Here is a 13,787-nt window from a genome sequence, read left to right on the forward strand (position 1 = left end):
GAAAAGTTAACGTTAACGTAAAATGTAATAATTGAGTGAAGGGAGGAATAAACATGTATAAAATTGATGAAGTAACAAAGCAAGTCGGTTTAACAAAACGTACACTTCGTTATTATGAGGAAATTGGTTTAATTCATCCCCCAGAACGTAGTGAGGGGAATATTCGTCTGTATACGGATGAGGATATTGCCAGAATTAAAAGAATTGTAGAAGCGAAAGAAGTGCTAGGAATCACACTTCAAGAAATGCAACATTTCTTATCACTAAAAGAAAGAATGGAGCAAAGAAGAAATAGCGAGAACCCTCGTGATCGTGAAGTGATTCAAGAAATTAAAGATATGCTTGAAAAACAAGTGCAAACGTTAGACGAAAAAATGGAGCAAATGCAACGTGTAAAGGCAGAACTCGAAGATAGTTTACATCGTGCAGTAACATTTTTAGAGAGCACAAAAGGAGAGCAATCAAAATGGAGAGCAAACAAAAACTAGGGAGATTGATTACAGTGGTAGCTACCTTTCTTGCCTTTTCGGGTATAGGGGTAGTTGACCCAATCTTGCCGATTATTGCTGAGAAAATTGGTGCAACGCATTGGCAAGTTGAAATGTTATTTACCGCTTATATTTTAACGATGGCAATCATGATGTTACCAGCTGGTATATTTGCATCGAGATTTGGTGATAAACGAATGATGACAATCGGTCTTGCAATTGTGACTGTATTTGCGTTTATATGCGGTATATCGCAAACGATTGCTCAATTATCTCTTTTCCGTGCTGGATGGGGATTAGGAAATGCGATGTTTTTTGCGACAGCAATGACACTGTTAATAGCATTAAGTAAAGAAGTTCATGAAGCAGTAGGATTATACGAAGCAGCTATCGGCTTAGGTATGGCTGGGGGGCCGTTATTGGGTGGAATACTAGGTGGACATTCTTGGCGTTATCCGTTTTTCGCGACGAGTATTTTAATTTTCTTAGCATTTATTTTAGTATTCTTTTTTGTAAAAGAACCAGAGCGAAAGGTGAAGCGTAAGGCTGCTGGCGTAGGGGAATTACTTAACTTGGTGAAGTATAAACCATTTATGCAAGGTGCTATTTCAGGGATGCTATACTACTACGGATTTTTTGTTGTGTTAGCATATTCACCACTTATTATGCATTTATCAGCTATTCAATTAGGCTTTGTATTTTGCGGATGGGGACTGGCGTTAGCTTACGGTTCTGCAATTTTAGCACATAAGCTAGAAGGGAAATATGAACCAAAAACATTATTGAAGGGGAGTTTACTCGTATTTGCGATTTTCTTAATTGCACTATTCTTTGTGAAAATTATGTGGTTACAAATTACTCTTATCGTTTTATCAGGATTGGCATCTGGCTTAAACAATGCATTATATACAAGTTATGTAATGGATATTTCACCTTATGAAAGATCTGTTACGTCAGGTGTTTATAACTTTGTTCGTTGGTTAGGTGGTGCGATTGCTCCAATTTTATCAGGAGTTATCGGGCACACAGTTTCACCACAAAGCCCATTTTTAGTTGGGGGAATTGTTGTGTTAGTTGGTTGTATTATGATCTTAATTCCAATTCGTAAACCAGTAGAACTAGAGAAGAAAACCCTTTCTTAAGAAAGGGTTTTCTTTATACACATATGTTAGAACCCTCTGACTAAAATATATTTTCGGTATTTTTGTACTTTTAACTATACATTTTGGATGTTTTGTTTTATTTTTGTTAGGGGACATTAATGATGTCCCTATTATAAATTTGCATTGAAAGGCGTGATTGTACGATGGAACTATGGTTCACTGAAAAACAAACAAAACATTTTGGGATTACGGCGCGTATTAACCGCACATTACATACGGAGCAAACAGAATTCCAGAAACTTGATATGGTTGAAACGGAAGAGTTCGGAAACATGCTTATTTTAGACGGCATGGTTATGACAACAGAAAAGGACGAGTTCGTTTATCACGAAATGGTAGCGCACGTACCTTTATTTACACATCCAAACCCTGAAAACGTATTAGTTGTTGGCGGCGGCGATGGCGGTGTTATTCGCGAAGTGTTAAAACACCCAAGTGTAAAGAAAGCAACTCTTGTTGAAATCGATGGAAAAGTAATTGAGTACTCTAAACAATACTTACCATCAATTGCAGGCGCATTAGATAATGAGCGTGTAGAAGTAAAAGTAGGAGACGGTTTCCTACACATCGCAGAAAGCGAAAATGAATACGACGTAATTATGGTAGATTCTACTGAGCCAGTAGGCCCAGCAGTAAACTTATTTACGAAAGGTTTCTACGCTGGAATCTCTAAAGCGTTAAAAGAAGATGGTATTTTCGTTGCACAAACGGACAACCCTTGGTTCACACCAGAACTAATTACAACTGTGTTTAAAGACGTAAAAGAGATTTTCCCAATTACTCGTTTATACACAGCGAACATCCCAACTTACCCAAGTGGTCTTTGGACGTTCACAATTGGATCTAAAAAACATGATCCATTAGAAGTAAGTGAAGAGCGTTTCCACGAAATCGAAACGAAATACTACACAAAAGAATTACACAATGCAGCATTCGCATTACCGAAATTTGTTGGCGATTTAATTAAGTAAGAAATCGAGTTTGAACAAATAAAGTGTAGGTAGCTCATTTAAGGTGTTTGTCCAGAAGACTTGAACATGCTAGCTACTTACACTCCTGTAAAGAAAATCGTCTTCTTATTGTTAAAAAAGAAGACACCGGTAAATCGAGAAAGAGGAGCAGTTCGCTCCAAATTTGAGAAATAATGAAAGGTTGGGATACCTTAAGTTCCACATAAGGAGGAAAAGAATATGCGTTTTGATGAAGCTTATTCAGGTAAAGTATTTATTAAAAGTCATCCAAGTTTTGAAGAGTCAAAGGTAGTTATTTACGGGATGCCTATGGATTGGACAGTAAGTTACCGTCCAGGTTCTCGCTTTGGTCCTGCACGTATTCGTGAAGTATCAATCGGTCTTGAAGAATATAGCCCATATTTAGATCGTGAATTAGAAGAGGTAAAATATTTTGATGCGGGTGATATCCCATTACCATTCGGAAACGCACAACGCAGTTTAGACATGATTGAAGAGTATGTATCAAAACTTTTAGATGCCGATAAGTTTCCACTAGGTCTCGGCGGTGAGCACCTAGTGTCTTGGCCAATTTTTAAGGCAATGGCAAAAAAATATCCGGATTTAGCAATCATCCACATGGATGCTCATACTGATTTACGTGAATCGTATGAAGGGGAGCCTTTATCCCACTCTACACCAATTCGTAAAGTGTGTGATTTAATTGGTCCGGAAAACGTATATTCTTTCGGAATTCGTTCTGGAATGAAGGAAGAATTTGAATGGGCGAAAGAAGTAGGTATGAACTTATATAAATTTGACGTATTAGAACCGTTAAAAGAAGTATTACCGAAACTTGCTGGACGCCCAGTCTATGTCACAATCGACATTGATGTATTAGACCCATCTCACGCTCCAGGAACAGGAACGTTAGAAGCTGGCGGTATTACATCTAAAGAATTATTAGATTCCATCGTAGCAATTGCAAATTCAAATATAAATGTAGTTGGAGCAGACTTAGTAGAAGTAGCTCCGGTCTACGACCATAGTGATCAAACACCAGTCGCAGCAAGCAAATTCGTGCGGGAAATGCTGCTCGGTTGGGTGAAGTAAAAGCGGAAGCGGCTCGCTCAGAATGTGTCGGTAAGTCGATATATATATAAATCGTCGATATAATCTTATTTACCATGGCAAGACATGAAAAAAAGAGTTATTCTCAAAAGGTGAGAATAACTCTTTTTCTTATGCAACTTTCTCTTCCGAATTAACGCCGCGAATTTCATCAGCAGAGCGGATCGGATATTTGTGGAACACAATAGATCCGATGTATCCGATAATAGTGGTAACGATTCCACATAGTACAGCAGCAATCGTTACTTTTATAACGTCATTAAATCCGAATAGGACGAGAAGACCTGGAATCGGTGATGCTGTTCCTGGTGCATTATTAACAAGCTGGAATAGCGATGTAATAATACCGGCAAGTGCACCGCCAACGAAATTTGTCATATAAATTGGAATTGGATTTGCTGAGACAACATCGGCTTGTGTTAAAGGCTCGATTGCTACAGCAATTGTATCTTTCTTTGAACAAATTTTTAATCGTTTAAAGAAAATAAAGTTCATCGGGGCTGAAGCTGCTACGGCAAGACTACCAATTGCCATTGGTAAACCTGTTAATCCAAGCATTGCAGTTAGTGCCATAGAACTCAGTGGAGAGGTAGAAATAACTGTTATTAATCCACCAAGCATAATACCCATAATGATAGGACTCTCTGTAGTTGCAACTGAAATCATAGAACCGATTTTACCAAGTGTTGCGTTAACGAGCGGATCCATAAGCATTGCCATTCCACGTGAGATTGGTGCAGCGATGAATAGGATTGCTAAAAATTCCACACCAGCTGGTAATTTCTTTTCGAGAAATTTCACGACGAAGGCACAAACGTATCCAGCGAAAAATCCTGGTAAAATACCGAATCCACTAGTAGCGATACCAATTAAAACAGCGTATACGGGGGAAACACCGATTGCTAATGCGACTAAAATCGCTGCTGCAACACCGCTCATACTACCAGAAGCTTCTCCTACTGATTGTAAAAAGTCATTGTGAAACATTTCTCCACCTATATAACGGTGAAATGCTTCAATAAGAAAACTTGCGATTGCTGCATTAGCTAAAGCACCCATCGCCTTCATTCCATAAGGCGCACGGTAACTGAAAAATGTAAATAGACAAAGTACAACAAGTAATAGTGCTAAACCTTGCAAGATAGCCATTTGAAAACTGTCTCCTTTGATTTTTGTAATAAAAATTCGTATCATTCAATAATAATATAAAAGTGTATGAAACGGAAAAATTTTTTCTTGGGAACTTGCTGTAAGAAAAAATCCCTTACAATAATGTAAGGATTGTGTAAGACTTTTCGATAGAGTATAGTATACCCTTTTCCGTATAATACAGGTATAGACATAACATTAGTGAGAAAGAAGTGTAAAACAGGAGGCGCATGTATGAAATTGGTCATTAAAGTTTTAGCTGTATTCGCCATTATTTTAGGGGGAACAGCGTATTATTTGAATACAAAAACAGAAGGTGTACATGCTTTTGTAGACAACTTCTTTTCAAATAAAGAAATACAAGATTATTATGCGGTTGTAGATAAAGGTGAGAAAAAAGACGGTGAGTATTTGTATACATTTAAAGGGTATACAGAGGACGGAAATCAACAAATTATTAAAAGAATGGTAAATCGTGAATTGCATGCAGGTGCTTTTATAAAAATTTATGCAAAAGGTATGCAAGGAAAAGGATGGGCTGAAATAACGAAAGAGTCAATCCCGCAAAAAGCGTTGCAAAAAATAGAAAAACCATAAAAGGAGCGACTCATTCGCTCCTTTTTTAGTACGCTAAAATAGTGATAGATGTCTTTTCTTTGTTAGAAATAATTTTTGCACGTCCACCAATTGGGAAAGTGAAAATCGGGGTTGTATGCCCGAAACTTGCGTTTGCAATAATAGGAATATGTGCAAGTTCAGGTTTTGAAGCAATCATTTCTTGAATGTCCGCTATCGTACATTCTGCTTCTTTTTGCATTCTTCCTATTACAATACCTGTTATATGTTCAAAATTAGGTTGCTGCATAAGGGAATGTAGATAGCGATCAAAAGTTTTAAGTGTCGATTTTCCTGTTAAACTGTCTTCTTCAAGGAATAAAATTTTGCCCTTTAAGTTTGGCATATATGGTGTGCCTTGTAGTAAATTAAGTGTGCTCATATTGCCACCGATAATTTCTCCTGTCGCTTCCCCCTTTTGAATTGGAACATACCCTTCATTTTTAATAAATTCTCGATTTTTCTGATCCATATACCAAGAATCATCGCTCCACGTTTCCGCCGGAATGATTTCAATAGGCTCATTAGCGGTTAAGCATTGTAAAAAGTAATCAGCCGTGTAATGGAGTCCTTTTTCCATTCCAAATGAAGAGAAGTGGGGACCTGAATATGTAACGAGACCCGTTTTTGCGTAAATTGCATTATTTAAGGCAGTAATATCAGAATAACCACAGAAAAGTTTTGGTTTTTCACGAATTAAATCAAAATCGAGATATTTCAATAAACCATTCGAGTTGTATCCGCCAAGTGTAGTTAAAATAGCTTTTACATTAGGGTCTCTAAATGCTTCATGGAGGTCTTGGACGCGGGAAGAAATAGAAGAGGAAGCAAATCGATCTATCTCATCGGCATATTTTGAGAATGTCACTTGAAAGCCCATGTCAGTTAATCTTTTTATAGCAAGTTTTCTATTTTCATTTGAAACAATACTTAAACTACAGGATGGTGAAATCACGCGTATTTCATCACCCTTTTTTAACTTTGTTGGTATCATTGAATTCACCTCTATAATTAAAAGAATATTTAGATTTAAAAAATATTTTATCATATGAAATAAAGTAGGAGGGAATTATTTTTTGAAATGGAGTTTTCCTGATTTTTCAGCAGACAGACAGCGTCTTTTTTTGATATGATAGGAAAAGTGATTTATTATAAGTAGTATTTAATATCTATAACATTTGAAAGGTGTGCAAGACGTGAAGAAACAACTTGCAGGCTTGCCGGTACACGTTCATTTCGTAACAGAAATCCGTGAAGGGGCGAGGAAGGAAACCGTTGCTTTTGAAGCAAATGGTCAATACTATGTAAAAGGTCAAGGTACATATGTAACATTCCAGGAGCCGAACGAACAAGGCGAAGTGAAAACAATTATTAAAATTCAAGATGAACAAGTTCTCATTATGCGTTCAGGTGCTATTTCTATGCGTCAGACGCATGTGAAAGGTGAATGGACAACGGGTACGTATACGAGTGAACTTGGTACGTTTGCACTGCAAACGAAAACTGATAACGTTCTTTTTAAATGGTCGGATGAAAAGAAAAAAGGACAACTCTTCTTAACGTACGCATTGCTTCTAAGTGAACAAGAAGCTGGCAGATATACAATTACAATTAATTTGAAGGAGGCAAAATAATGAATTCCTTAGAACAGGTAAAAGGATTGATTAAAGAAGAAATTCAAGCTGCTGTATTAAAGGCAGAATTAGCGACAGAAGAACAGATTCCAAACGTTGTATTAGAATCTCCAAAAGATAAAACAAATGGTGACTTCTCTACAAACATGGCAATGCAACTTGCACGCGTTGCGAAAAAAGCACCTCGTATGATTGCAGAAGAACTAGTTGCAAACTTCGATAAAGCAAAAGCTTCTATTGAAAAAATCGAAATCGCTGGTCCTGGTTTTATTAACTTCTATATGGATAATAGCTACTTAACAGATTTAATTCCAACAATCGTAAACGCTGGTGAAGCTTACGGTGAAACGAACACTGGTAAAGGTGAAAAAGTACAAGTTGAGTTCGTATCTGCGAATCCAACAGGTGACCTTCACTTAGGACATGCACGTGGTGCGGCAGTGGGTGACACTTTATGTAACGTATTAGCAAAAGCAGGATACGATGTATCTCGTGAGTACTATATTAATGATGCTGGTAACCAAATTCATAACTTAGCTCTTTCTGTTGAAGCTCGTTACATGCAAGCTTTAGGTTTAGATAAAGAAATGCCAGAAGACGGTTACCATGGTGCGGATATCATTGGAATCGGTAAACGTTTAGCTGAAGAGTTTGGCGATCGTTACGCAAAAGCTGATGCTGAAGAAAGCTATGAATTCTACCGTTCATACGGTTTGAAATATGAGTTAGCAAAACTTCAAAAAGACTTAGAGAGCTTCCGTGTTAAATTTGATGTATGGTTCTCAGAAACATCATTATACAAAAACGGAAAAATCGATGCTGCACTTACTGTATTAAAAGAGCGTGACGAAATCTTTGAAGAAGGCGGAGCAACTTGGTTCCGTTCAATGACTTACGGTGATGACAAAAACCGTGTATTAATTAAAAATGACGGTTCTTACACATACTTAACGCCAGATATTGCTTACCATCGCGATAAATTAGAGCGTGGTTTCGATAAGCTAATCAACATTTGGGGTGCTGACCACCACGGTTACATTCCTCGTATGAAAGCTGCTATTCAAGCGCTAGGTTACGATAAAGAAACACTTGAAGTAGAAATCATCCAAATGGTACAACTATACCAAAATGGTGAAAAAATGAAAATGAGTAAGCGTACAGGTAAAGCAGTTACACTTCGTGAGCTTATGGAAGAAGTAGGCGTGGACGCAATGCGATACTTCTTCGCAATGCGTAGTGGTGATTCTCATTTGGACTTCGATATGGACTTAGCTGTATCAAAATCTAATGAAAACCCAGTATACTATGCACAATATGCTCATGCTCGTGTATGCAGTATCCTTCGTCAAGGTGAAGAGTTAGGATTAGCTGCAGATGGAGACGTGAATTACAAACTTGTTACTTCTGAGAAAGAAGTAGAGTTACTGAAAAAGCTTGGTGAATTCCCAGCTGTAGTTGCGGATGCAGCACAAAAACGTCTGCCACACCGCATTACAAGCTATGCATTTGAATTAGCAGCAGCATTACACAGCTTCTACAATGCAGAAAAAGTATTAAACCAAGATAACTTAGAATTAAGTAAAGCTCGTTACGAGTTAATGAAAGCAGTACGCACTACGCTTCAAAATGCATTAGCAATCGTAGGAGTATCTGCACCAGAAAAAATGTAATGAAGAAAAGCGGAGCCGACTGTTTAGTCCCGAAGGCTAAGGTTCTTTCCCACAGAAGATGCATTTTATCTTCTCGTGGGGAAGGTTCTTAGACAGAAGGGGCTAGGAGGCAGAGCTGGACATAAAGAAAAGCGGAGCCGACTCGTTCAGAATAGGAGGGGGATGGAGCTCCTGACAGAGAGGCGTACTTTGCCTCGGAGGAAGGCGCGAAGCCACCGAGTATTCTAGCCGCTGGAGCTAGACAATAAAGAAAAGCGGAAGCGGACTTTCGTTTTTAAATAAAAGGCAATCACATGATGTTGTGATTGCCTTTTTGTATGGAGATAATAAAAAAATAAAATTTTATCAAACAAAAGGATAATTTGCGTCGTCTTATATAAATGACAGGAGGCTTATGATGGAAGAAAAGGTAGAAGAATTAATTGATATATATAAGCAGCAAATATATTCCTTATGCTATAAGTTAGCGAAAACGAAAGAAGATGCGGAAGATATTTTTCAAGAGACGTGGATAAAGGTTTTTTCATCAAGGCATCAACTTTCCTATGTGGATAATTATAAAAAATGGATTGCTACAATTTGTGTTCGTACGTTTTATGATTTTTATCGTAAGAAAAAAAGGTGGAAAGATCGAATATTGGATTTGTTTCATAAAGAAGATGGTGGAGAAATAGATTTCGCAGATGAAGTAAATATATCAGAAGAATGTATTCAAAAAGTGGAAGCGGAAATGATACGGGAAGTTATACAGTTATTGAATGAAAAGTATAAAACTGTGCTCGTACTCTACTATTATGAACAATATTCTTATAAAGAAATGAGTGAAATATTAAATATACCGATTGGTACAGTGAAATACCGCCTTAATTATGCGAAGAAGCAAATTCGAGAACATTTGGAGGGGTTCGTTTATGACGGAAGATAAGTTTGATCAGAAGATAAAAAGTAGCTTAGCGGGAGAGATGGTTCCTAACGAAGAGCTAATAAACCATACGAAACAGAGCGTGCGAAATGCTCGAAAATTAGAAAAGAGATGGGTTGTTTTCATTCATGCTATTTGGATGATTGTATTAACAGTCACCCTAGAGCAGTTTGTTAGTCATTTGGATCATAAAATATCTGTCATTATAACGATAGTTATTATGATGCACATATACATTCCTATATATGTTGTCATACAGGCATTTTTAAAGAAGGAGTATAAATTACATGATAGGGTTCGCTAATCCATTTGTAGTATTTGAGATAGCTGGGATTACAATGTTTTTGGCTTTTATAGCACTTTTAGTATGTGTAGCATCATGGGTATATACAGATGCGAAAACGCGTGGAATAAGTAAGTGGTGGAGTGTTATAGCGATTATATTGCCATTTTTTATTGGAGTTTTGTTATATATGACACGCAGAAATAGCCGGAAAGTAGAAGGAGAATATACGATGAAGGGTATGAAAAAGCAAAAGGTAACATTAGTTGTTATATTTGCAAGTGCGATGTTTGTATTACTTAGCGGCTTTGCTTTCGTTCAAACGTTAGATGATATGTGGAGAGCTGGTGATATATATTTAGAAAATGAGAAGAAAGGGGAGACAAGTTACGAGGCAAAATTCTCATCATGGGATATTGCTGGGAAAGATATTGAACTTGAGTATGCAAAAGATACAGAAGTAACATTTTCTTATGAAACAGATGCAAAGCGTGGTAACTTATGCTTTAGCTTGTATGAAAGACAAGGAGAAGGGATAAAGGAATTAAAGGAGATTTGTGAATCGAAAAAAGGTACTTTTAAAGCTACATTAAAAGCAAATGAAAAGTATGTATTCAATATAAGTGGTTTAATGGTGAAAGATGGTTTTGTAAAAGTGAATTGGGAAGCAAAATAAAGGGCCCCTGAGAAAGGCCCCTTATTTTATTGGATTGTATAAGTAACAGAAAAACTAACAGGACTATAGTAAACGTAAGGTGCATGAAATTGAACATACATATTTCCATCTGTTTTTGCAGTGAAAATTCGGCCGTAACCATCAGAATAACGCCCAATAAGGTTATGATTTGAGTCATAAACACTGTAACTAGGAGTTTTGCTGTTAGGATGAATTGTTAGTTCTTGTCCTTTTTGAAGGAAAATAGGTTCTTGTTCAGAACTACCTCCAGTTTGCAAAGAATAAAATTTTGTAAAGCTTTGTTCTTGAGCGGCAGCAGCGACTTTTGTTTCAGGAATAAACGCGGTAGCTCCGGTAATTCCTGCTAAAGTTAACGCACCTACTAAAATCATTTTTTTCATAATAGAAAAAGCCTCCTTATTAGTTGTAATCGGTGTTGTTACAGTTAATATTGTATACGATAATGAGTAGGATAAAATATGCTTTTATGCATATATATTTTTTCTCAATAAAAGACCACTGATAAAAATCAGTGGTCTTTTATTGATTAAGCAGCTTTCTGCTCAGTTTGAGTAATAGGTTTTTGAAGCGAGTTATAAACTCCTGTTCCGATAACGTCTAATGCCATTTTCATTCGTTCAGGTGAAATGTTTTCTAATACGTTATCTTGGGGTGTATGGTATACCTTCTCGATATGATAGATTAATGGATTCCAACTATCGACACCCATCCAAATAAATAGAGCAGCAGGAATACCAGCTTCAGCAAACGGTACGTGATCACTGGAGCCAAATTTCCCTTGAAGAACGAGGTCATTATTTAATTGTTTACCTGCTTGCAAGGCAGCATCTGTTACAAAGTTTGTAGAGCCATCAGGTGTCATAGCGTATAAATTCTTTGCTTTATCATAATTTGTTGCAACCATATCAGCATTAAAGACGCCTAAAATACGATCACGTTCTTTTTGGGATAGACTATTAACGTAATAATCCGAACCAAGTAATCCAGTTTCTTCAGAACCAAAGGTAATAAAGCGAATTTCTTTATCAGTTTCTACATTTTGAAAAGCACGAGCTAGTTCTAATACTAATCCAGTTCCAGAAGCATTATCATTTGCGCCAGGTGCTCCAACAACACTATCATAGTGCGAGCTTACAACGACTGCTTTTTCATTAACCGTACTCTTTTTTGGTTTCTTTTTTGCGATAACATTTAGAGATGTTAATTTAGATTCATGTCTCGCTTTTAGGGAAAGAATTGTTGTCTCTTTTTTAGCGATTTCTTCTTTAAATGCATTTCCTTGCGCATAAGCAAGACCAAAGACAGGGATAGATTGCTTTTTCGTTAGGCGGGGATTGAAGGTTTGTCCATAATTTCCGCGTCCGCCAATTAAACTGTATAAAAGAACACCTTTTGCACCTTTGCTAACAGCATTTTCAACTTGTTTATTATAATCTGTAACTGTCGTTCCTCTTTCAAATAAAACAATTTTACCGTTTACTTCATTTGGAATATCTTCTAATTTTGTCCCACCTTGAACAAAGATAAGGGGAGCTGTAATAGCTTCTGTAGATATTAGTGCATTAGGAGCAGCACCAGCTTGCCAATTACGTTTTGTTGATAGTGGTGATTCAATGAATCCAACGTATTGATCGGGCACCTGAAATGGCTGATATTCTACGTCATAACCCATTGATTTAAGCTGCATACCAATGTAACGAGAAGCCCATTCTTCGGATTTTGTTCCACCGGGTCGAGGCCCAATTGTTTCAGATAAGAAACGAACATGTTCAATGGCGCGGTTTGGATCAATTTGTTTTGTAATAGATGGAGTTTGTGGAACTTCTGAAGTGGAATCCGCTTTTGCTTGCCCAATTGGAGCTAAGCTAACAGCAAGTGATATAGCAAGCAAAGAGCTTACTATTTTTTGTTTCAATGATTTGCTCATTTTTTCCTCTCCTATTCTTCTATTCTCTCTGACTGACAAAAGAAGACGGATAATGACTTTATTTTACCTTTGCGTCTTTTGTTTTTCAATATTCTGACATTGAGAAATAAAAACAATATATGCATATTTGCATATTTTTGAGGGAGATATGTATGCTATCATTTTAAACGAAGGTTCGCTTTCTACTCTGAAAGCCCCTACATTGCATGAATCTAGTGTACCCAAACTTTAGATTATGTAGAGGAATGGAACCACTGTAGGGTTTCATTCCTCATGTTTGAATCAGTTGATGGTAATTATGTTTCCGCATTTCATAATTATTATCAGTGATATATGTAAGGCATCCATATGAAAATACGAGGCTGTTCAAAGGTTTTCCGTACTTTTGGGCAGCCTCACCCCGTTAAAAGGACGATACTTTATGTATCGTCCTTTTTGTATAAAAAAACACCCAATCAATTGAGAGATTGATTGGGTGTGAAAAAATTATTAATAATTTTTTTTGCGTTTTTTAGCTAAAATACTTAATAATCCAGCTAGTAGAAGAACGATACCTACTGTTTGTGTAGGATCTTCTTTATGACCTGTATTTGGAAGGTGCTTATCCGTATTTCGATCATCTTGCTGTTTGTTATCTGTTTCATTCGATGTTTCTTCGGAAGTTCCGTTTTCGTGTTTCTCAGATGTTTCAGTGCCTTTGTTTTCTTCTTTATTTGGCGGAGTAACGGGCTTGTCATCTCCACCTGAAGAAGATTCAATCTTTTTATTTGAAACTGTAATTTGTAGTGGCGTAGCTTGGGCTTTATCAATTGTAAATTTTATTGGTGATGCATCTAATTGATAGCCTTTAGGAGCCTTTGTTTCTACTAATTGATAATTACCAGGTTTCAAATCATTTATGATTACTTTTCCTTGTTGATCTGTTTTTAAACCTTCTCGGATGACGTTTCCATCTTGGTCTAAAATATTGAAAATGGCACCTTCAAGTGTTCCATGGTGATCAATATCAACTTTAGTTAACTCAATTGAACCTGTTGTTAAACTATTTAAAGCTGTAACAGAGGTAACTTGAGTTTGTCCTTTCGTAATTGTGAAAGGAATTGGTTTAACGTTTAAATCATAGCCAGTTGGAGCTTTCATTTCAATGAACTGATAGTC

Annotated in this window: 15 protein-coding genes; 10 read left to right on the forward strand and 5 right to left on the reverse strand. The window is 36.9% G+C overall.

The window, feature by feature from the left end; all coding sequences use genetic code 11:
- The first annotated feature begins 53 nt into the window (after positions 1–53).
- From MR160_RS16880 to speB, 4 genes are all read left to right on the forward strand, one after another.
- Positions 54–488, forward strand: coding sequence for a MerR family transcriptional regulator (locus MR160_RS16880; protein WP_242297783.1), 435 nt, complete (start codon positions 54–56; stop codon positions 486–488).
- A complete protein-coding gene (locus MR160_RS16885) occupies positions 467–1,630 on the forward strand; it encodes an MFS transporter (RefSeq protein ID WP_000444235.1) in 1,164 nt (387 codons plus the stop codon). The genes MR160_RS16880 and MR160_RS16885 overlap by 22 nt, the downstream gene beginning before the upstream one ends.
- A 164-nt stretch (positions 1,631–1,794) precedes the next feature.
- Positions 1,795–2,622 carry a polyamine aminopropyltransferase gene (speE, locus tag MR160_RS16890; RefSeq protein ID WP_000424696.1) on the forward strand — a complete coding sequence of 276 codons (828 nt, stop codon included), beginning with the start codon at positions 1,795–1,797 and terminating at the stop codon, positions 2,620–2,622.
- A gap of 219 nt (positions 2,623–2,841) precedes the next feature.
- Complete coding sequence (gene speB, locus MR160_RS16895; protein ID WP_242297785.1) at positions 2,842–3,714, forward strand: agmatinase; 873 nt, start codon at positions 2,842–2,844, stop codon at positions 3,712–3,714.
- Between the two features lie 129 nt (positions 3,715–3,843).
- Here speB and MR160_RS16900 read toward each other — a convergent pair whose 3' ends face one another.
- Positions 3,844–4,881, reverse strand: coding sequence for a PTS sugar transporter subunit IIC (locus tag MR160_RS16900; protein ID WP_081143281.1), 1,038 nt, complete (start codon positions 4,879–4,881; stop codon positions 3,844–3,846).
- Between the two features lie 234 nt (positions 4,882–5,115).
- Here MR160_RS16900 and MR160_RS16905 point away from each other — a divergent pair, with 234 nt between their 5' ends.
- Positions 5,116–5,478, forward strand: a complete 363-nt coding sequence (locus MR160_RS16905; protein WP_000779933.1) for a YxeA family protein — start codon at positions 5,116–5,118, stop codon at positions 5,476–5,478.
- Between the two features lie 25 nt (positions 5,479–5,503).
- Here the strand turns inward: MR160_RS16905 and MR160_RS16910 are convergent, their stop codons facing one another.
- On the reverse strand, positions 5,504–6,490 hold the full coding sequence (locus tag MR160_RS16910) for a S66 family peptidase (protein WP_242297787.1): 987 nt from the start codon (positions 6,488–6,490) through the stop codon (positions 5,504–5,506).
- Positions 6,491–6,692: 202 nt separating this feature from the next.
- Between MR160_RS16910 and MR160_RS16915 the strand changes: the two genes are divergently transcribed.
- The 5 genes from MR160_RS16915 (at position 6,693) to MR160_RS16935 (ending at position 10,681) form a co-directional block, all read left to right on the forward strand.
- The gene (locus tag MR160_RS16915) at positions 6,693–7,130 is read left to right on the forward strand and encodes a YwiB family protein (protein WP_000744343.1); all 438 of its coding nucleotides are present in this window, start codon (positions 6,693–6,695) and stop codon (positions 7,128–7,130) included.
- Positions 7,130–8,800, forward strand: coding sequence for an arginine--tRNA ligase (gene argS / locus MR160_RS16920; RefSeq protein ID WP_001086463.1), 1,671 nt, complete (start codon positions 7,130–7,132; stop codon positions 8,798–8,800). The genes MR160_RS16915 and argS overlap by 1 nt, the downstream gene beginning before the upstream one ends.
- A gap of 397 nt (positions 8,801–9,197) precedes the next feature.
- Complete coding sequence (locus MR160_RS16925; RefSeq protein WP_000391648.1) at positions 9,198–9,725, forward strand: RNA polymerase sigma factor; 528 nt, start codon at positions 9,198–9,200, stop codon at positions 9,723–9,725.
- Complete coding sequence (locus tag MR160_RS16930) at positions 9,712–10,026, forward strand: hypothetical protein (RefSeq protein ID WP_000133816.1); 315 nt, start codon at positions 9,712–9,714, stop codon at positions 10,024–10,026. The genes MR160_RS16925 and MR160_RS16930 overlap by 14 nt, the downstream gene beginning before the upstream one ends.
- Positions 10,010–10,681: an ABA4-like family protein gene (locus tag MR160_RS16935; RefSeq protein ID WP_000578914.1), complete on the forward strand. Its 672-nt coding sequence runs from the start codon at positions 10,010–10,012 to the stop codon at positions 10,679–10,681. The genes MR160_RS16930 and MR160_RS16935 overlap by 17 nt, the downstream gene beginning before the upstream one ends.
- A 26-nt stretch (positions 10,682–10,707) precedes the next feature.
- Here MR160_RS16935 and MR160_RS16940 read toward each other — a convergent pair whose 3' ends face one another.
- From MR160_RS16940 to MR160_RS16950, 3 genes are all read right to left on the reverse strand, one after another.
- On the reverse strand, positions 10,708–11,082 hold the full coding sequence (locus MR160_RS16940) for a hypothetical protein (protein ID WP_000738257.1): 375 nt from the start codon (positions 11,080–11,082) through the stop codon (positions 10,708–10,710).
- 146 nt (positions 11,083–11,228) lie between these two features.
- Positions 11,229–12,629 carry a M28 family metallopeptidase gene (locus MR160_RS16945; protein ID WP_242297789.1) on the reverse strand — a complete coding sequence of 467 codons (1,401 nt, stop codon included), beginning with the start codon at positions 12,627–12,629 and terminating at the stop codon, positions 11,229–11,231.
- 489 nt (positions 12,630–13,118) lie between these two features.
- Positions 13,119–13,787 (reverse strand): MSCRAMM family protein (locus tag MR160_RS16950; protein ID WP_242297790.1); only part of this gene is annotated, 669 nt, incomplete at its 5' end.

Origin of the sequence: Bacillus cereus group sp. BfR-BA-01382, assembly GCF_022663475.1 — a bacterium.
GTDB classification, from domain to species: Bacteria; Bacillota; Bacilli; order Bacillales; family Bacillaceae_G; genus Bacillus_A; species Bacillus_A thuringiensis_S.